The sequence below is a fragment of the Flavobacterium sp. KH_035 genome (assembly GCF_057839565.1).
This window is the reverse complement of sequence record NZ_CM174492.1, coordinates 688,894-707,693: the sequence shown is the minus strand read 5'-3', so window position 1 is coordinate 707,693 and position 18,800 is coordinate 688,894. Positions and strand designations below refer to the sequence as shown.

Below are 18,800 nucleotides of genomic sequence, written 5' to 3'. Positions count from 1 at the left end.
AAAAATGTGATATTTTATAGAATTCTACGTTAGCTTTTCTCATATTTGTATCTAATTTAAAAAGAGGTAGAAAATGAATTGGATTCTATTAATAATCGCAGGACTTTTTGAAGTTGCTTTTGCCTCTTGTTTGGGCAAAGCCAAAGAAACGACAGGAATGGTTTCGACCTATTGGATGATTGGTTTTTTTGTTTGTCTTTCCATCAGTATGTTTTTGTTGTATAAGGCCACTCAGGTATTGCCTATTGGAACTGCTTATGCGGTTTGGACAGGAATTGGAGCAGTTGGGACTGTTTTGGTTGGAATATTGGTTTTTAAAGAACCGGCCACTTTCTGGAGAATTTTCTTTCTTTCGACTTTAATTGCTTCGATTATTGGATTGAAGTTCGTTTCTAGTCATTAAAGAATGTTGGCACACGGATTTTACAGATTAAACGGATTTACACTGATTGATTTGATATTAATTCGTGCTAATTCGTGACTCGAGGGACAGCGAACAGACGGAGTAAATTCGTGGCGAAAAAAATAGCATGCAGATTTGCTTTGCCAATTCGCTATCGCTCGGGTTGCAGATTTACACTGAATGGTTTATTTTTTATACGATTTAAAACACAATCCAATCTTAAAAAAATCTGTGATAACCACTTTAATCCCTAAAATCTGTGGGCAAAAAAACTTTTAAACTTTACATAAACAATGCAAGACAATACGATCACTTTTATATTTCTGGCAATTCTCTTATTGCTTATCGCTATCATTTGTTTTTTGATGTATCAGCTGCTGCAGTTCAAAAAAGCAAAAGACGATGCCGAGAAAAGCTTTTATGCACTCGAAATGAAGGTGAACGATTTGCAGTTGGAAACTTTAGAGTCAAAACTGAATCCGCATTTGTTTAAAAATATTTTAAATTCGATTCAGTCACATGCTTATCAAACTTATTTTGCTTTAGATAAACTGGCGAATGTACTGGACTATATTCTTTACGAGAGTAAGAAAAAATTTGTGACGGCAAAAGAAGAAATTGATTTTGCACTCAATTTAATCGAAATCAATAAAATCAAAATCAGTCCGCTTTTTGAATTGAAAATCAAAACAAACATCAATAAAGAAGACAAGTTGTACGAGCAGCCTTTACTGGCACCGTTAATTTCGATTGATTTAATCGAAAATGCTTTTAAACATGCCGACTTACAGAGTGCCGATGCTTTTATTTCGGTTGTATTTGAGTTCAGGGATAATGCTTTTTCTATGACAGTTTCCAATAAAATATCGGATAAGAAAGTATTGAAAAAAGAACGAAGCGGTTTTGGTCACGCCACCTTAGAACACCGCTTGCGAATTATTTACAAAAACAACTTCAAACTCGACCGGTTTGTCGAAAATGACATTTATATTGCTCATCTAAAAATAGATTTACTTGAATACAAAACTGAAATGCTTGCTGCTGGACGATGAGCTGCCGGGCTTAACGTATCTGAAAATGCTTTGCGAACAGATTCCCGAGGTAGAAATTGTAAAAACGTTTAACAATCCCGAAAAACTCCTCGCTGAAATCCCGAATCTCGATTTTGATTTGTTGATCTCAGACATCGAAATGCCCGGAATCGACGGTTTGCATCTGGCAGAAACCCTCGACAATAAGCTGGTTATTTTCTGCACCGCTTATAAAGAGTATGCCGCTGATGCTTTTAATATTGATGCCGTAGATTATATTACAAAACCGGTAAAACTCGAACGTTTGCAAAAAGCGATCTCAAAAGCTTTTGAACGTTTCGATAAACCGGATACCGCTAAAAAATTCATTCAGTTAAATACCGATAAAGGTAAAACGTTACTTTATTTTAATCAGATTCAGTATATCAAAACGGCAGTTAGTGACAGTCGTGATAAAACCGTACTGCTTGTTGATGGTAGCTTGCTGAACTTAAAGAACGTGAAATTTGATACTCTTTTACAGGAACTTCCCGAGACTGATTTTTGCCGTGTCAACAAAAAAGAAATTGTGGCAGTAAAAGCGATAAAGTATTTTAATCATAACGAAATTGTATTACATCATTTAGAAAAAGACGGTAAAAACAGCTCTTTAATTTTAAGCGAAACCTACCGTGCCGATTTTTTGAAAAGAGTAAAAATTTAACATTTATATCTCAGTTAGTACACGTAAGACCGACAGTGTCAAAACCCCCTGATTATTGTAATTAAGCAGTCGATTTATCTCAGAATGCCAGTTGGTTATTGTGGAATAAAATAAGTTATTACAAAGTTTTTCGGACTTGTTACATGGATTGAAAATTAGCGGTAAATTTACTTTTGCACTACGGTTGGAGTGTTGATATTTGCAGCAATAAATCAAAAAAACGAGTTATGAATAATATTAAAAACTCCTTGTTTTACGTTACTGTTATTGGAGGTTTTACGGCCCTGATATATTGGGTAATCTCAAAAGGGGCTTCGCTTGAGGCCGGACGCGGAATCGTTCATAAAAAAATAGAAAGTAATCATTGGAATGATTTTCTCCATTCGATGGTAGAGAACCTTCAACATCCTTTGGCTATTTTGTTAGCACAGATTGTGACGATTATTTTAGTAGCGCGTTTGTTCGGATGGGTTTTTAGAAAAATAGGACAGCCATCTGTAATTGGAGAAATGATTGCCGGAATTGTTTTAGGGCCCTCTTTGGTCGGAATGTATTTCCCTGAATTTTCAGCGGCTCTGTTCCCAAAAGAATCTTTAGGAAACCTGCAATTTTTAAGTCAGATTGGTTTGATTCTTTTCATGTTTGTAATTGGAATGGAATTGGATTTGAAAGTCTTGAAAAATAAAGCACATGATGCTGTAGTTATAAGTCACGCAAGTATTGTAATCCCTTTTGCCCTGGGTCTATCATTAGCTTATTTTATCTACCATACTTTTGCACCGGTTGGTGTCGAGTTTGCCTCTTTCGGATTGTTTATGGGAATTGCGATGAGTATTACAGCATTTCCAGTTCTGGCTCGTATCGTGCAGGAACGCGGAATGCAAAAAACAAAACTCGGAACCATAGCCATTACCTGTGCTGCCGCCGATGATATTACTGCCTGGTGTATTTTGGCTCTGGTAATTGCGATTGTAAAAGCAGGTTCGTTTACGAGTGCTTTGTATGTAATTGGTTTGGCTTTATTGTATGTAGTTATCATGCTGAAAGTAGTTCGTCCGTTCCTGAAACGTGTGGGTGATTTAAACTCAACACGTGAGAGTCTGAACAAACCGGTTGTTGCGATCTTCTTTTTAACACTTTTGTTTTCTGCTTATGCCGCTGAACTTATTGGAATTCATGCTTTGTTTGGGGCTTTTTTAGCCGGAGCAATTATGCCTGAAAACAATAAATTCAGAAATATTTTTATCGAAAAAGTAGAAGACGTTGCGATTATCGTTTTACTGCCATTGTTCTTTGTATTTACTGGTTTGCGTACACAAATTGGCTTATTGAACGACCCATATTTATGGAAAGTAACTGCTGTAATTATTGGAGTAGCCGTAGCAGGAAAATTCTTCGGAAGTGCCTTTGCTGCAAAATTCGTAGGACAAAGCTGGAAAGACAGTTTGGCAATCGGGGCCTTAATGAATACCCGTGGTTTGATGGAACTGGTAGTTTTAAATATCGGTTATGATTTAGGCGTTTTATCCACAGAAATTTTTACGATGATGGTGATCATGGCTTTGGTAACCACCTTCATGACTGGTCCAGCGCTGGATTTGATAGGTTTTGTTTTTAAAGATAAGATAACCGCCATTCCGCAGGAAATTGGAAATAAAAGTAAATATAAAATCCTGCTTTCTTTCGCTACACCTGAAAAAGGAAAAAAATTACTTAAACTGGCCAATAGCCTGGTTAAAAAACAAGCAGATAATTCTATAGTAACCGCGATGCATTTATCATTGAGTACCGAAATACACTCGTTTGATGTAAAAGATCATGAACGCAAAATGTTATTACCGGTTATTGAAGAATCAGAACGCCTGAATCAGAATATGGTGAGTGTTTTTAAAGTGACAAATGATATCGATACTGATATTATTGATACGGCAAATCAGGGCGAATATGATTTATTGTTAGTTGGATTAGGGCAGTCTATTTTTGAAGGAACCTTGTTGGGTAAAATTCTTGGGTTTACAACCAGAATCGTAAATCCGGATCGTTTAATCGATAAGTTTACAGGTAAGGAGGGACTGTTTGAAAATTCTCCTTTTGACGAAAGGACGCGCCATATTATCGCAAAAAGTAAAATGCCAGTTGGGATTTTTATCGATAAAAAGCTAGAAGAAGTCAATCAGGTTTTTATGCCGGTTTTTAGTAAAGAAGATGCTTTTTTAATTGATTATGCCAAAAAACTAATCAACAATAACGGATCTCAGATTACCGTTTTGGATGCCAGCGGTGAAGTTAAAAACACCAGAGACATTCAGGAAACTATTCGTTCTATCGAGCAAATTGCACCGAATCACATTATGATTATGCACGACAGAACAATTAAAAAAGAGTTTTTGGAGAATCAGAACTTAATGATTATTAGTTTAGACAGCTGGAAGAAATTAATAGAATCTCAAAGTACCTGGCTGAACAATACACCTTCTGTATTGATTTTGAAACCATAATAAGGGATTAAATTACATTTTTTTTAAGATTACAATTCTTTTAAAATTCCAAATTCCAATTTTGTTGGGGTTTGGGATTTTTTATTTGAGTTTTGTTCGCATTTTTGTCATTCCGAGGAACGAGGAATCTCCACGAGAAACTCGACAAAACTTGTATTTTCGTTGCGGAGTTACTTGCGGAGATTCCTCGTTCCTCGGAATGACAAATAGAACGTTTCTAATTATTACAGATTGCCTTTGTAGAATGTATGCCAATCTTTCAACTTTGCTCAGGAAGATAAAAAATGAGGTAAAAGGCCTTGCGATCTTTGCGTAAAACTTTTGTGAACTTTGCGGTTAAATTTGTCGGAATTGGAATCCTACAATCCCAAATCCAGCACATAAGAAATCTTAACGGCAATGTTGTCTTCAAATTTCAGTAGTTGGTTTGGACCATATCGATAGAAACCGCCTAAACCAATACCTTTGTAAATCTTGTTGAGTTCGATTCCAGATTCAAAAAAACCTTTGTCCAGAGTTTTATAAGTTGGACCTACGTGTTGTTGTGGATTCTCCATATTCCCCCAAGCCATTCTTGTAACTAGTACTAAAGATGGACGAACTTTTTTGAGTATTCTGATTCGGTCGAAACCGTGTTTGATTTGGAAAAATACATATTGACTGGAAAAAAATTCGTTAAAAAACATAGTTTCAAAACTGTTTCGTCCGGCAAAAGTAATACGCTGAATCACGGTTTCCTTTGTCAAGTTATTAGGCATTGTATTGTACAGGTGAGTAATTGGAACATCACCAGTAGCATAACCGCCCTGCAGCAGTAAACTCGTTTTCTGACCATTTAAAAAACTCTTTTCATATTCCGCTTTGAAATCTATTTTTCCAAAAGTAAAATCGTTCTCCATAACATTGGGTAGCGACTGCGTGTATTGAAAAGTAAATCTTGGAAATTTTTTATCTGTCTCAGTTCTTCCGGTCGGGGTTTGCATAAAAGGGCTAAAGGGTGCCCAAACAATCGAAACCATTGCGGTAGTCATGACATAATCCGAATATAACTTTCCATTGTAATTAAAAAGATAATCGAATTTAGGTTCTATATAGGTTCTTGAAAATTCCAGAATTGCTTCTGTTTTCGGAATGATTTTGGTCTGAATATTTGCTTTCCAGCCTACGTACTTATAAAAAGTACTAATGTTGATGGGGCGTGGGTCGTAAATTTTAAAAACACGTTTGTCAACTGCAAAAACGGTACTCGCAATTTCCCTAACGTCATCTGTATAGTATCCGTTTACCCACGTATTGGTGTTTTTGTCCAATAAAATTCCTGTTCCCAGACTGTATTTGAAGGCACCATCTTTTGTTCCGTAAGCACCGTATCCTTCGATTCTGAAATTTTTAGAAAAACGATCGTTAGTAATACCGCCAAGCCCGAGTCTGAAACCCTCGTAATTGTTGTAACTGATGATTTTCTTTAAATCCAGATCGACCGGACCAATCGGGAAATACCCGTTGATTATTTTACGTCCTAATCCTAAACGATTTTCAATTCTTTTTTTTATCGAAAGACTATCTATTAGCTGATACGTTTTTTGGCTTTTTAGATCTAGGCTTTCTTTTCGGTATTCTTCCCAGAAAGTTTCCGGTTTCTTATTGGCGTCGTCTTTAATTTCGATGTAAAGTGCCGGGTTTTTTATAGGTGCGGTCGTATTGTAACGAATGTCAAAATTGTTGCTCTCAGAAAGCAGATAGGTAAAGTCAGAAGCCGATTTTTTTCTGGGTTCGAAATTATCTTCAACGTCTCCGTCAAACTGAATCGTTCCTCCTAAGATCTTAATGTCATCATCGTTCTTTCCTTTTACAATTTTAAAGGTAGTATTACTCTGAAACCATATTTTTTCGTTAGGTACATATTCAAATTCATGAATTCCGCTAATGTCCAGAACTCCTTTGATACGCATTACGGCTTTGGCAACAGCAAAATTTTCCTGATCGATGTAGAAAACGCCTTCTAGTCCCGATGATTTCCTTCTGTGTTTGTTTTTAAAGTAAATCATATACGTTTCGCGGCCCTTTATATTTACGGTATCCAGGATCTTGTAGTTGTAACTTTGAGGAGCGTTGTCTGAAATTGGATTTTCGTATTTCGTTTCAAACAGCTCGTACTTCGAATCATAAATCGAAATCGACTGTAGATTAAAAGCAATAATTTCATAAATAGGCTGTTTAAACCCCGCCATCTTGGTCCCCAGAATAGTTTCTTTTAATTTATGATTGCCAAATTGATATTGGGAAACTTTTTCGGTTTGAAATAAATGCTGCTTGCTGATTATTTCTTTGAATTTGTAATCAGAAGAATCAATGTTGATGCGTTTTTTGTCTAAATTTTTATAAGTAGCAGTCGAGTCGATTCTGCCGTCAATCGAGTCAGGATTGGCGGTTACTATAAGCTTATTGTAACTTTTGTATTCGAAACTGTTGAGTTTTTTTTGCGGATTGTTTTTGTTTTTATTCGCAATTACCTTTTTAATTATGGTTAAGGCTGGATTTTCGTTTGAAACCACCACCTCTTTTAAATCGTCGGTCTTTTGAGAAAGAGAGATGGGATAAAAAGTTTTATGATCAGTAACTGCGATGATCCTTGTTTGAAAACCAATATACGAAACAGTAAAATTGGCTGGTTTTACAGACATTTTCAGAATAAACTTTCCGTCAACATCTGTAATTGTATTGTTGCTGTCGGAGGTTGTAATGGTTGCAAAAGGAAGCGGTTTATTATTGGAGTCCGTTACAATTCCGTTTATTTGAAATTGCGCCTGAATGGTAAGCGTGAAAAACAAAGTCAACAAACAAAGTAGCTTCATAGAGAATGTTATAGTTTCAAAAACGGACAAAATGTAAAAATGGTATGCAAAAATAAGAATAAAAAAAATCCGTTCAGTATAATTTAACTAAACGGATTTTTATTTTGTGTTGAATAGATTACACCTTCATGATTTCGGCTTCTTTTGCTGCCAGTAATTCATCGATTTTTTTGATGTAAGTATTAGTTAAATTCTGAACCTGCTCTTCGGCTGATTTGCAAATGTCTTCAGAGGTTCCTTCTTTTTCTAATTTTTTGATATCAGTATTAGCATCCTTACGTACATTACGAACACCAATTTTAGCATCTTCGGCTTCAGATTTTGCTTGTTTGGCTAAGTCTCTACGACGTTCTTCTGTTAAAGGCGGAACACTGATGATGATAACGTCTCCATTGTTCATTGGATTAAAACCAATGTTGGCTACCATGATCGCTTTTTCGATAACTTGCAGCATGTTTTTTTCAAAAGGCTGCAAAGTGATGGTTCTGGCATCAGGAACACTGATTTTTGACACTTGTGAAAGTGGTGTTGCAGATCCGTAATAATCTACAAAAACACTTCCCAGCATTGCCGGAGAAGCTTTTCCCGCACGAATGTTAAGAAATTCTTTCTCTAAATGTGCGATCGAACCATTCATAGATTCTTCAGTACTATCTAATATAAATTCTATTTCTTCCGTCATTTTTTTTAGATTTTTAGATTTTAGAGGATTGGGTTTTCAAGTTTTAAAGAAAATACTCCTCTAATTTACTAACTAATTTATTTTATTTTTATGAATACTTTGTAAACATTGTCAAAATTTATAAAAATCTAACAATCTAAGTAGTCTAAATGTTCACTACTGTTCCAACGTTTTCACCTTCACAGATTTTCAAAAGATTACCGATTTTGTTCATATCAAAAACAACGATTGGTAATTTATTCTCCTGGCTTAATGTAAAAGCTGTAGTATCCATTACATTTAATCCTTTTTTAAGGACATCATCAAACGAGATAAAATCAAATTTTACAGCTGATGCATTTTTTTCCGGATCAGAATCATAAACACCATCGACACGGGTTCCTTTTAAGATTACATCTGCATTGATTTCAATTCCTCTTAAAACGGCTGCTGTATCGGTTGTAAAATATGGATTTCCGGTTCCGGCACCAAAGATTACAATTCTTCCTTTTTCTAGATGGCGGTCTGCTCTTCTTTTGATGTAAGGTTCTGCAATAGATTCCATTTTTAAAGCAGTCTGCAAACGTGTTTTCATTCCTTTGTCTTCAAGTGCACCTTGCAAAGCCATTCCGTTAATTACGGTAGCAAGCATCCCCATGTAGTCACCTTGTACTCTATCCATACCGGCACTTGCACCTGCAACGCCTCTAAAAATATTTCCTCCGCCAATAACAATAGCAATTTCTACTCCTTTGTTGTGAATTTGCTTAATTTCTTCAGCGTATTCGGCTAATCTTTTAGGGTCAATACCGTATTGTAAATCACCCATTAAGGCTTCGCCGCTAAGTTTTAGAAGAATTCTTTTATATTTCATTTCTGTGTTGCGTTAATTTGTGCAAATATAGACATATTCTGATTTTTAGAAATAATGTTTTAAAAAAAATAATAGTTCTTTTCGTTTTAAATTGATGTAGATCTTCGGGATTTCTACGAATGTGACAAAAGTCATTTTTTAAGTTTTCTTAAAAGTTGTAATTTTAGACAATTCAAAAAAACTTTAAATATGAAAAGTACTATAGCCAAAGCATTATTCAACAGTCATTCGTATGCCGAATATCGAAAAATAGTCACAGATTTACTGTTAGAAGGGAAATCAACCGGCAATGAGCAATCTGAAAGCTTAACCAATTACAGTAAGCTGAATGAAGCCAGAATGAACCGACTGGAGAAGACCATGAAAGTTTCCGATGAGGTACTTTTAGAATTAGAAAATTTAAAGCACAACTATATCTGGCTGGTAATTTCGGAAGGCTGGTGTGGTGATGCAGCGCAAATATTACCTATTATTAATAAAATGGCTTTGGCCTCTCACAAAAAGATCGATCTCCGAATTGTTTTCCGCGATGAAAATGAAGCGCTAATGAATCAGTATCTAACGAATGGCGGAAGAGCAATTCCAAAAGTGATTGTGATTTGTAAAGAAACAGGTATCGCTCGCGCTGACTGGGGACCAAGACCAAGAGGAGCTAGTGAATTAATGACAAACTATAAAAAGGAGTTTGGTGTAATTGATGAAAAAATCAAAACCGATTTGCAATTGTGGTATTTGGCTGATAAAGGACTGAGTACCCAAAACGAGCTTATGGAAATAATGCGTTTGCTCGAAATTCGTGAATGATGGATGGGTATGAACAAACCGGATATGCCTATCTGGAGTATTTTTTCTCTGAAGAGGAACTTGTCGATATTGAAGAAAAACTGATTAAATTTCATGAACTTTGGTTGCTTGACAATGCAGCGCATTATGAAAATGGAATTTTAAACAGTTATAGTCTTACTTCTGGGGAATATCTCAATGGAGAAGAAAAAACAGCTCTTTTTGAATTTATTTCTCAGAACAAATTTGCAGAATTGCTAAAAACGATCTTTCCAGAGACTCCTATCTTCTTGAACACGCAGCTTTTTTTTGATCCAAAGAATGCAGACCAAAAAAATTATTGGCATCGCGATATTCAATATACAGGAATGTCAATTGAAGATCAAAAGAAAGCAATTAAAACTCAGAATGTGGTGCATTTCAGGATTCCGATGAAAAGCGAACACGGGGTCGAACTGATCCCACAAACGCATCGAGAATGGGATTTGCCAAAAGAGTTTGATGTTCGGAATTCTTTAAACGGCTACCACCAAAGTGATGATTTGGAACGGGGAAAAATTATAAAATTGAATCGGGGAGATCTATTGATTTTTTCTGCCAATATGATTCATCGCGGAATTTATGGAAATGATCGATTTTCTCTAGATATCATTTTCTGTGATAACATTTCCGAAATGAAGAGTTTTATTGACAGAGGCAATTTGCCATCAGCGGAAATACTCGAGACACTTAAAAACAAGCATTTTTTTGATTTCTTATAGCTCTTTTAGGGTGGTGACGGATAGCAAAACAAATAATTGAAATTTTTAAAAATAAACCGTTGAAACCCTTATTTATCGGGTAATGCGCTGTAAATAAGAATTTTAGTAATAAAAAATATATTAAAATATTTTGTACTATTTTAATTTTTTGTATCTTGCCAGAGTAATCCCACTTCTATTATTCATTTTCTTATTTACTCTTTTTATTGGTGTTTATTTAATGTTTAACAATTAAAAAATACACTATCATGAAAAAGTTATTCGAAAGATTTTACGATTTTGTTTCGGGCTTGTTGTTTGGAGGAAAGAATGTATCTCATTACTAACTTCAAAAAACGAGAGCTTATGAAATAGAACTACTTTGCAAGAAGTTGGCACATTACTATGGATATTCATGATGTAATGTGCTTTTTTGTTTTTAACCTTATCGCATTGAGGTATCAGATTCAGAAGTAGCAAAGAGATAAAATACATACTCTTTCTTTTTTACTGTGAAGAACGTTAAGGATGCGGACCAGATCTTTTTATTATACCTAAAAACCTTTATCATTTTTAAAATCACTTGTTGTAAAAGATTTAATATGCAACCAATTATCGGTAAGATATAAAAGGATTGAATCCCGTTGCTCTGAAAGAGCTTTGGCAATAGCATGGTGCGAAGCATCATGAATAATGATGATGAATATTTAAGCCCTGTAAGGGCGAAAGCCTAATCCATAAAGATTTCTTTCATTTTGTATGATAAACGGAATGGTTTTTATCAGCCCGCAACATTTCATATTTATTTGTATTGAGCTTGTTAAACAGGAGAATTTAAAAACAAGCGCTTTCTTTTCCTGTAAAAATAATGTTGTAATTTTTTCTCTGTATTACTTAGCTGTTTTAAAATCGATTAAAAAAGGCTTCAATCTTGTACCATTTTGCTTTCTGAAATTGTCTGAAATTAGAATTTGATAATGATGATCGGGTTCTAAATCAGCTTTGATAGTCCACGATTTCATATCCGAGGACCAGATTCTTTCCGTATTTATTTTTGGAAAAAAGTTTTCACCAAGAGGACCGAAGTCGACGCCAGTACTGCGCCCGTTTAGTGGTTCCGAAAAGGTAATGGTAATTTCCACAGCTCCTGGTTTTACCTTTTGACTGCCGTTTTTAAATGCGGATAGAGAGAGAACAGTTGGTCTTTGCTTTTCGTAATTCTGATGCAATTTTTTCAGACTTTGGGGGAATAGTTTTGTGCCATCGACAATGTGGGCAACCTCTTTTTCATTGTGATAATCCAGTTCGATAAGCGTTTTTATCGCTTTTGCTTTGTCTTTGGTTGCATTGTAGTAACGTTCGCAAATTTCATAACCCACATAATAACCCAGATCTCTAACTTTTAAGCTGTTTTTGTTTTCACCCCAGATCCAATTGTAATTGTTGCTTCTAAGGTATAAGTCCGTAATAAACTGATCGATTACTTTTTGTTGATTGCTTTTTCCGAATTCGATTGCAGGAGTATTGGGTTTTTTACCGGTTACTTTGCAGGAAATAAATTCGGCTACACCTTCATACAAACACATCGAAAGTAAATTTTCTACCAATTCTTTTTGTTGTGTATGTACGTATTCATGTGTGCAGAGCAGTGCTATGTTTTTTCTCGGATTGTATTCTTTATAAAAAGGCTGTCTCCACACAGGCAGTTCGTCAATAATAGTGGTTTCATCTGCGAGACTCATTTCGCTCCCAATTAAAATCCGATCATCTTGAATCGTTCCGTTTGTTCTGAATGCTCCAATCGAAAAATAAAGGGTCGATGGCTTTAAATCGGGATAAGCTTGTTTCAGCTTGCTGATGTCGACATCGATTTCCGGGTAAAGTTCGCTGGAATTTAAAGTATTTGGTTTTAAAGAATTCCAGAATTTGGGATACTTGTTTATCCCATCGATAAAGTCTTTAGAGGTGTAATTGCGAACTTCAATTAAGCTTTTTAAGCCTGGAGAGGCTTTGTCGATGTATAGTTCTTTTAAAAGGGAGTACTGTTTTATACTGTCTTTTTCAGAGCTAATTTTGTCGTAGGCATTCCAAAAATTATCAATATCAAAGGAAACAATTTTCTGATTGCCGGTTTGACTATAAGTGAATATCGTAAAGGCAAAGAATGATAACAAAAGGTGGTTTTTCATTTTTTTGGTATTTTAATCTCCGCCTAAAATACAAAAAAATGAAAAGATACAGGTTTGCTAAATGTTGCTAAAAAAGGTTAAGCTTTATTCCGTCTGAAGGCTTTCTTCAAAAAGAGTAATGTCGATTGCGTTTTTTACGTCGTAATCACCGATTTTAGTTCGGCGTAAAACGGTTAAATGAGATCCTGAATTCATTGCTTTTCCAAAATCAAAAGCCAAAGAACGAATGTAGGTTCCTTTGCTGCAAACGACTCTAAAATCGATTTCCGGTAAAGCAATTCGGGTGATTTCGAATTCGTGAATAGTCGTTTTTCTGCTGGCAATTTCTACCGTTTCTCCGGCACGTGCATGCTCGTACAAACGAACACCATCTTTTTTGATCGCAGAGAAAATAGGCGGTTTCTGATCGATTTCGCCCAAAAACTGTTTCACTGTTTCGTGAATCAACGCTTCGTCAATATGAGAGGTTGGAAAAGTTTGGTCGATTTCGGTTTCTAAATCGTAAGATGGAGTGGTGGCTCCAATATAAAAAGTTCCTGTATACTCTTTAGCCTGACCCTGCAGCTCCGAAATTCTTTTGGTAAACTTTCCGGTACAAATGAGTAATAACCCTGTTGCCAACGGATCTAAAGTTCCCGCATGACCAATTTTGAACTTTTTAGGAAGTCCAACTTTATTAATTAAGAGGTATTTTAATTTATTGACAGCTTGAAACGAACTCCATTTTAAAGGTTTGTCAATCAATAAAACCTGTCCGTCTAAATATTCTTCAGGAGTCATTATATAATCGTAAGAGGATGAATGAAAAAGTGAATCAGTAAGAGAACGATTCCTGCGATAATTCGGTAGTAACCAAAAACTTTAAAACCGTTTTTGGTCAAAAATCCAATAAAGGATTTGATTGCCAAAAGCGCTACAATAAAAGCAACGACATTTCCAATCACCAATAAATTAATCTGATCGTGAGAGAGTTCGAATCCGGCTTTGTAATAATCATAACATTTTTTTACCGTTGCCCCCAACATTGTCGGAACGGCTAAAAAGAAAGAGAATTCCGCTGCTGTGGTGCGGGATAATTTTTGAGACATTCCCCCCACAATACTGGCTCCACTTCTTGAAACCCCCGGAATCATGGCAATACATTGGAATAAACCAATTTTAAAAGCTTGTAAATACGTAATTTCCGAAGAACTTTCGGTGGCATTTGGGTTGTTGAACCATTCGTCAACTTTTAGTAAAATTAATCCTCCTATTAAAAGAGAAATAGCAACTGTAACAGGGTTTTCTAATAAGCCATCTATAAAATCGCTTAGCAATAAACCTAATACTACAGCCGGAATAAAGGCAACTAAAAGTTTAAAGTAAAAGTCAAGTGTTTGAAAGAAACGTTTGAAATACAAAACAACTACTGAAAGTATAGCACCAAGCTGGATGACAATTGTAAAAAGTTTGGTAAAATCTTCGTGAGCAATTCCAAAAAAGGAAGATGCAATAATCATGTGACCTGTTGAAGAAACGGGTAAGAACTCGGTGATTCCTTCAATAATAGCAAGAACGATAGCTTGTAATGTATTCATTTATGAGATTGTTAGAATTTTAGACTCCTTAGATTTCTTAGATTTTATAAAAGATTATCAAAATAATCTAAAGGTCTAAGAAGTCTAAGGAGTCTAAATAAAGTCTATTTAGATTTTTTGAAAATTGAGTAAATAGTAATTCCAAAGCCGATTAAAACGGTTGTTGGTGCCAGACGAATGCGTCGGAAATTGAAAACATCTTCATTAAAAACATTCGGATCGTTACTTCCTCCGCCGGACATTAAGATAAAACCTAAAGCTATAACTCCAATTCCGATTAATAGAATTTTGTAGTTGATTCCGTCAAAAAGGAATTCTTGTTTTGGTGCTTGTTCTTCTTTATTGTTGTTTTTCATTTTATTTCTTTTGTAAGTCTCAGTATAGTCGGAGGTGTTTTTTTAAATCTAAAATCTACAGTCTGTAACCTGAAATTAATAAAGATCGTCGGTTCTTAAATTCAGGAAACGTTGTGTTGCAAAGTGAGTACTTACCCAGGTAATCAAAACCCCTAATCCGAATACGGCGACTAATACCAATCCAATTAAGGCTTTGTCTTCTATAATACCTAATCCCGGGAAATTGGTTTCTACATAAAATAAAAGTCCAATTAGAGCTATAATGGCCAAACCGGCACCCAACATTCCCAGTTTTACACTACGCATTACAAAAGGCTTACGAATAAACGATTTTGTTGCCCCAACCATTTGCATGGTTTTGATGATAAAACGATTAGAGTGAATGGATAATCGTAATGAACTGTTGATCAATAAAACTGCAATTATCGCAAGGAAACCACTAATAATCAAAATCCACATACTTACTTTTTTGATGTTGTCATTTACCAGATTCACCAATTGTTTGTCGTAAACAATGTCTTCAATCATAGTGTTTTGACGCAGTTTGCTTTCTATTTTAAGGATGCTGTCTCTTTCAACATAATCCGCTTTTAAGTGAATGTCATAAGAGTTCAATAATGGGTTTTCTCCCAGGAAAGTCAGGAAATCTTCTCCAATAATGTCAGTGTGTTCTTTTGCCGCTTTCTCTTTTGTTACATAAGCGAATGATTTTGCAAAAGGAGCTCTTTTTAAATCGGTATTGAAAGCTTTTATCACACTATCATTGGCTTCGTTTTTAAAGAAAACCGTCATCGCGATTTTTTCTTTAAAATCATTAGCCAGTTTTCTAGAGTTGATAATGAATAATCCCAGTACTCCTAAAAGGAATAAAACCAGAAATACACTTAATACAACCGAAAAATAAGAGGAAATTAACCTGCGCTTTTGAAATTTATCAAAGTTAGAACTCATAGTTTGCTTAAATTATGGGGTAAAAATAATAAAGAATTTCTTTAAATGAAGTTAATAACGTTCAAAGTTTTAACTTTCGTACAATAAATGTAAATTTGCGGACTTAATAATTCAGTACAACAAAACTTAGCAACTAGGTTACCTGGTAACTCAGCAACTCAAAGAAATGAAATACAATCCAAACGAAATCGAAACGAAATGGCAGAAGTATTGGGCAGAAAACCAAACTTTTGCGGCGAAAAACAATTCTGAAAAACCTAAACATTATGTGTTAGACATGTTTCCTTATCCTTCAGGAGCGGGATTGCACGTAGGACATCCCCTGGGTTACATAGCTTCAGATGTATATTCTCGTTTCAAAAGACATCAGGGATTCAATGTTTTGCACCCAATGGGTTACGATAGTTTTGGATTGCCTGCTGAACAATATGCGATACAAACGGGGCAACGTCCTGAAGATACAACACGCGTAAATATTGACGGAGGAGTAGACAAAGAAGGAAAGCAAATTGCAGGATATAGAAAGCAGTTGGATAAAATTGGGTTTTCATTTGATTGGAGCCGTGAAGTGCGAACTTCAAATCCGGATTATTACAAACATACACAATGGATTTTTATTCAGTTGTTTAACTCATGGTATAACAAAAATGCTGATAAAGCAGAAGATATAGCAACTTTAATTGCTCTTTTTGAAAAAGAAGGAAATACAACTGTAAATGCGGTTTCTGATGATAATATCGAAGCTTTTTCGGCTGAGGGATGGAACTCTTTTTCAGCTGACAAACAAGAGAAAATTCTTTTGCAGTACAGATTGACTTATTTGGCAGAAACCGAAGTAAACTGGTGTCCTGGTTTGGGAACTGTTTTGGCTAATGACGAAATCGTAAACGGAGTGTCAGAACGTGGAGGTTATCCGGTAATCCGTAAAAAGATGACCCAGTGGAGCATGCGTATTTCGGCTTATGCGGAGCGTTTGTTGCAGGGTTTAAACGAGATCGACTGGAGTGAATCGATAAAAGAATCACAAAGAAACTGGATTGGAAAATCGGTAGGCGCAATGGTTACTTTTAAATTGAAAAATCACGATGAAGTAATTGACGTTTTCACAACCCGCCCTGATACCATCTTTGGAGTTACTTTTATGACTTTGGCACCCGAGCATGATTTGGTGGCTAAAATTACAAGTCCGGAGCAAAAAGAAGCGGTTGAGGCGTATATCGAAAAAACAGCGAAACGTTCAGAGCGTGAGCGTATGGCCGATGTAAAAACAATATCGGGTGTATTTACCGGTGCTTATACAGAACATCCGTTTACAAAAGAGCCAATTCCGGTTTGGATTGGCGATTATGTTTTGGCAGGTTACGGAACAGGTGCTGTAATGGCGGTTCCTTGCGGAGACGAAAGAGATTATGCTTTTGCGAATTTCTTTAAGGGTCAGAACGGAATGCAGGAGATCAAAAATATTTTTGCAAACGTTGACATTTCAGAAGCAGCATACGGTTCAAAAGACAATGTGGAGATCGCTAATTCTGATTTCTTAAACGGATTAAATTATAAAAAAGCCACTCAGGTCGCTATTGCTGAGTTGGAAAAAATAGGGCAAGGTGTCGGAAAAACCAATTATCGTTTGCGTGATGCAGTTTTCTCCCGTCAGCGTTATTGGGGAGAGCCTTTCCCGGTATATTATGTAAATGGTTTGCCAAAGATGATCGAGGCACAACATTTGCCAATCATTTTGCCTGAGGTAGAGAAATATTTACCAACCGAAGACGGTTTGCCTCCATTAGGAAACGCAGCGGTTTGGGCCTGGGATACAAGAAACAATAAAGTCGTTAATACCGATTTAGTAGATCATGCAACGATTTTTCCTTTAGAATTGAATACCATGCCGGGTTGGGCAGGAAGTTCATGGTACTGGATGCGTTATATGGATGCGCGCAATGAAACTGAGTTTGCAGGCAAAGAAGCGCTAGCGTATTGGGAAAGTGTTGATTTGTATATTGGAGGAAGCGAACACGCGACCGGACATTTATTGTACTCCCGTTTCTGGAACAAATTCTTAAAAGACAAAGGTTTTGCTCCAACCGAAGAACCATTCAAAAAACTGATCAATCAGGGGATGATTTTGGGAACGACTGCCTATGTTTACAGATTGGAAGGAACGAATACTTTTGTGTCTAAAAATAAAATTGGAGATCAAAATGTACAACCATTACGCGTAGATGTAAATTTTGTGAATTCTTCGGACGAGTTAGATATCGAAAAGTTCAAAAACTGGAGAGAAGATTTTAATACTGCAGCATTTGTTCTTGATGAAAACGGAAAATATATCGTTGGACGTGAGGTGGAGAAAATGTCAAAATCGTATTATAATGTAGTAACTCCGGATGATATTTGTAATGAATACGGAGCGGATACCTTGCGTTTGTACGAAATGTTTTTAGGGCCATTAGAACAAGCTAAGCCTTGGAATACTGCCGGAATCTCTGGAGTTTTTGGTTTTCTGAAAAAGTTATGGAGATTGTATTTTGATGAAAATAATGGCTTAATCGTAAACAACGACGAACCAACAAAAGACAACTTAAAATCATTGCATAAAACTATTAAAAAAGCAGCAGAAGACATCGAGAGTTTCTCTTTTAATACTTCTGTTTCTCAGTTTATGATTTGTGTGAACGAGTTGTCTGCTCAAAATTGCCATTCAAGAGCCATTTTAGAGCCGTTAGCTATTTTAGTTTCGCCTTATGCACCGCATATTGCTGAGGAATTATGGCAGCAATTAGGAAATACAACTTCGATTTCAGAAGTTTCTTTCCCGGTTTTTGAAGCAAAACATCTGGTAGAAACGAGCAAAGAATACCCGGTTTCTTTCAACGGAAAAATGCGCTTCACCATCGAATTGCCTTTGGATTTAACCAAAGAGCAAATCGAAGAAATTGTCATGAAAGACGAAAGAACTTTACGTCAGTTAGAGGGAAGAACTCCAAATAAAGTGATTATTGTTCCTGGTAAGATTATCAATCTTGTAGGGTAAATAAATTTTTCAATATTATAAATTCCAAATTCCAATTTTACGATTGGGGTTTGGGATTTTTTTTTGCACTTATTTTTCAGTCACGAATTACACGAATTTACATGAATTGATTTTTTGCGTTTAGTTTGTTATTTCGACCAAAGGG

15 protein-coding genes are annotated in these 18,800 nt (G+C 35.8%); 7 read left to right on the top strand and 8 right to left on the bottom strand.

Going from position 1 to position 18,800, the window contains the following annotated elements; all coding sequences use genetic code 11:
• Nucleotides 1–73 precede the first annotated feature (73 nt).
• The 4 genes from AC3IS6_RS03240 (at nucleotide 74) to AC3IS6_RS03225 (ending at nucleotide 4,635) form a co-directional block, all read left to right on the top strand.
• Nucleotides 74–403, top strand: coding sequence for a DMT family transporter (locus tag AC3IS6_RS03240; RefSeq protein WP_173965997.1), 330 nt, complete (start codon nucleotides 74–76; stop codon nucleotides 401–403).
• A 293-nt stretch (nucleotides 404–696) separates the two neighbouring features.
• Nucleotides 697–1,455: a sensor histidine kinase gene (locus AC3IS6_RS03235; RefSeq protein ID WP_173965996.1), complete on the top strand. Its 759-nt coding sequence runs from the start codon at nucleotides 697–699 to the stop codon at nucleotides 1,453–1,455.
• A complete protein-coding gene (locus tag AC3IS6_RS03230) occupies nucleotides 1,418–2,137 on the top strand; it encodes a LytR/AlgR family response regulator transcription factor (protein ID WP_489163499.1) in 720 nt (239 codons plus the stop codon). Before AC3IS6_RS03235 ends, AC3IS6_RS03230 begins: the two co-directional genes overlap by 38 nt.
• Before the next feature lie 227 nt (nucleotides 2,138–2,364).
• Complete coding sequence (locus AC3IS6_RS03225; RefSeq protein ID WP_489163497.1) at nucleotides 2,365–4,635, top strand: cation:proton antiporter; 2,271 nt, start codon at nucleotides 2,365–2,367, stop codon at nucleotides 4,633–4,635.
• Nucleotides 4,636–4,994: 359 nt separating this feature from the next.
• Here AC3IS6_RS03225 and AC3IS6_RS03220 read toward each other — a convergent pair whose 3' ends face one another.
• The 3 genes from AC3IS6_RS03220 to pyrH all read right to left on the bottom strand — a co-directional run bounded on the left by AC3IS6_RS03220 (nucleotide 4,995) and on the right by pyrH (nucleotide 9,025).
• Nucleotides 4,995–7,490 carry a DUF5686 family protein gene (locus AC3IS6_RS03220; protein ID WP_489163495.1) on the bottom strand — a complete coding sequence of 832 codons (2,496 nt, stop codon included), beginning with the start codon at nucleotides 7,488–7,490 and terminating at the stop codon, nucleotides 4,995–4,997.
• Between the two features lie 118 nt (nucleotides 7,491–7,608).
• Nucleotides 7,609–8,172, bottom strand: a complete 564-nt coding sequence (gene frr / locus AC3IS6_RS03215) for a ribosome recycling factor (protein ID WP_089353233.1) — start codon at nucleotides 8,170–8,172, stop codon at nucleotides 7,609–7,611.
• Between the two features lie 145 nt (nucleotides 8,173–8,317).
• Nucleotides 8,318–9,025, bottom strand: coding sequence for a UMP kinase (pyrH, locus tag AC3IS6_RS03210; protein WP_173965991.1), 708 nt, complete (start codon nucleotides 9,023–9,025; stop codon nucleotides 8,318–8,320).
• A gap of 189 nt (nucleotides 9,026–9,214) precedes the next feature.
• Here pyrH and AC3IS6_RS03205 point away from each other — a divergent pair, with 189 nt between their 5' ends.
• Both AC3IS6_RS03205 and AC3IS6_RS03200 read left to right on the top strand, forming a co-directional pair.
• On the top strand, nucleotides 9,215–9,829 hold the full coding sequence (locus AC3IS6_RS03205) for a thioredoxin family protein (RefSeq protein WP_489163492.1): 615 nt from the start codon (nucleotides 9,215–9,217) through the stop codon (nucleotides 9,827–9,829).
• A complete protein-coding gene (locus AC3IS6_RS03200) occupies nucleotides 9,826–10,569 on the top strand; it encodes a phytanoyl-CoA dioxygenase family protein (protein ID WP_489163490.1) in 744 nt (247 codons plus the stop codon). Before AC3IS6_RS03205 ends, AC3IS6_RS03200 begins: the two co-directional genes overlap by 4 nt.
• A gap of 869 nt (nucleotides 10,570–11,438) precedes the next feature.
• On the opposite strand, the gene AC3IS6_RS03195 is transcribed toward AC3IS6_RS03200, so the two are convergent.
• The 5 genes from AC3IS6_RS03195 to AC3IS6_RS03175 form a co-directional block, all read right to left on the bottom strand.
• Nucleotides 11,439–12,737, bottom strand: coding sequence for a DUF2268 domain-containing putative Zn-dependent protease (locus tag AC3IS6_RS03195; protein ID WP_489163488.1), 1,299 nt, complete (start codon nucleotides 12,735–12,737; stop codon nucleotides 11,439–11,441).
• An 84-nt stretch (nucleotides 12,738–12,821) separates the two neighbouring features.
• A complete protein-coding gene (truB, locus tag AC3IS6_RS03190; protein ID WP_173965987.1) occupies nucleotides 12,822–13,517 on the bottom strand; it encodes a tRNA pseudouridine(55) synthase TruB in 696 nt (231 codons plus the stop codon).
• Entirely contained in the window at nucleotides 13,517–14,314 is a 798-nt protein-coding gene (locus AC3IS6_RS03185; protein ID WP_489163486.1) for an undecaprenyl-diphosphate phosphatase, read from the bottom strand. Before AC3IS6_RS03185 ends, truB begins: the two co-directional genes overlap by 1 nt.
• Nucleotides 14,315–14,418: 104 nt before the next feature.
• Entirely contained in the window at nucleotides 14,419–14,670 is a 252-nt protein-coding gene (locus tag AC3IS6_RS03180; RefSeq protein ID WP_173965985.1) for a DUF3098 domain-containing protein, read from the bottom strand.
• Nucleotides 14,671–14,745: 75 nt separating this feature from the next.
• Nucleotides 14,746–15,621 carry a cell division protein FtsX gene (locus tag AC3IS6_RS03175; RefSeq protein ID WP_489163484.1) on the bottom strand — a complete coding sequence of 292 codons (876 nt, stop codon included), beginning with the start codon at nucleotides 15,619–15,621 and terminating at the stop codon, nucleotides 14,746–14,748.
• 166 nt (nucleotides 15,622–15,787) lie between these two features.
• Here AC3IS6_RS03175 and leuS point away from each other — a divergent pair, with 166 nt between their 5' ends.
• Nucleotides 15,788–18,655, top strand: coding sequence for a leucine--tRNA ligase (leuS, locus tag AC3IS6_RS03170; protein ID WP_489163482.1), 2,868 nt, complete (start codon nucleotides 15,788–15,790; stop codon nucleotides 18,653–18,655).
• Nucleotides 18,656–18,800: the final 145 nt, after the last annotated feature.

Bases quoted from the DNA above. Each gene is read 5' to 3' on its own strand.
- frr (WP_089353233.1), bottom strand. From the start codon at position 8,172: ATGACGGAAGAAATAGAATTTATATTAGATAGTACTGAAGAATCTATG.
- AC3IS6_RS03240 (WP_173965997.1), top strand. From the start codon at position 74: ATGAATTGGATTCTATTAATAATCGCAGGACTTTTTGAAGTTGCTTTT.
- pyrH (WP_173965991.1), bottom strand. From the start codon at position 9,025: ATGAAATATAAAAGAATTCTTCTAAAACTTAGCGGCGAAGCCTTAATG.
- AC3IS6_RS03180 (WP_173965985.1), bottom strand. From the start codon at position 14,670: ATGAAAAACAACAATAAAGAAGAACAAGCACCAAAACAAGAATTCCTT.
- AC3IS6_RS03205 (WP_489163492.1), top strand. From the start codon at position 9,215: ATGAAAAGTACTATAGCCAAAGCATTATTCAACAGTCATTCGTATGCC.
- AC3IS6_RS03225 (WP_489163497.1), top strand. From the start codon at position 2,365: ATGAATAATATTAAAAACTCCTTGTTTTACGTTACTGTTATTGGAGGT.
- AC3IS6_RS03185 (WP_489163486.1), bottom strand. From the start codon at position 14,314: ATGAATACATTACAAGCTATCGTTCTTGCTATTATTGAAGGAATCACC.
- AC3IS6_RS03175 (WP_489163484.1), bottom strand. From the start codon at position 15,621: ATGAGTTCTAACTTTGATAAATTTCAAAAGCGCAGGTTAATTTCCTCT.
- leuS (WP_489163482.1), top strand. From the start codon at position 15,788: ATGAAATACAATCCAAACGAAATCGAAACGAAATGGCAGAAGTATTGG.
- AC3IS6_RS03235 (WP_173965996.1), top strand. From the start codon at position 697: ATGCAAGACAATACGATCACTTTTATATTTCTGGCAATTCTCTTATTG.
- truB (WP_173965987.1), bottom strand. From the start codon at position 13,517: ATGACTCCTGAAGAATATTTAGACGGACAGGTTTTATTGATTGACAAA.
- AC3IS6_RS03200 (WP_489163490.1), top strand. From the start codon at position 9,826: ATGATGGATGGGTATGAACAAACCGGATATGCCTATCTGGAGTATTTT.
- AC3IS6_RS03220 (WP_489163495.1), bottom strand. From the start codon at position 7,490: ATGAAGCTACTTTGTTTGTTGACTTTGTTTTTCACGCTTACCATTCAG.
- AC3IS6_RS03195 (WP_489163488.1), bottom strand. From the start codon at position 12,737: ATGAAAAACCACCTTTTGTTATCATTCTTTGCCTTTACGATATTCACT.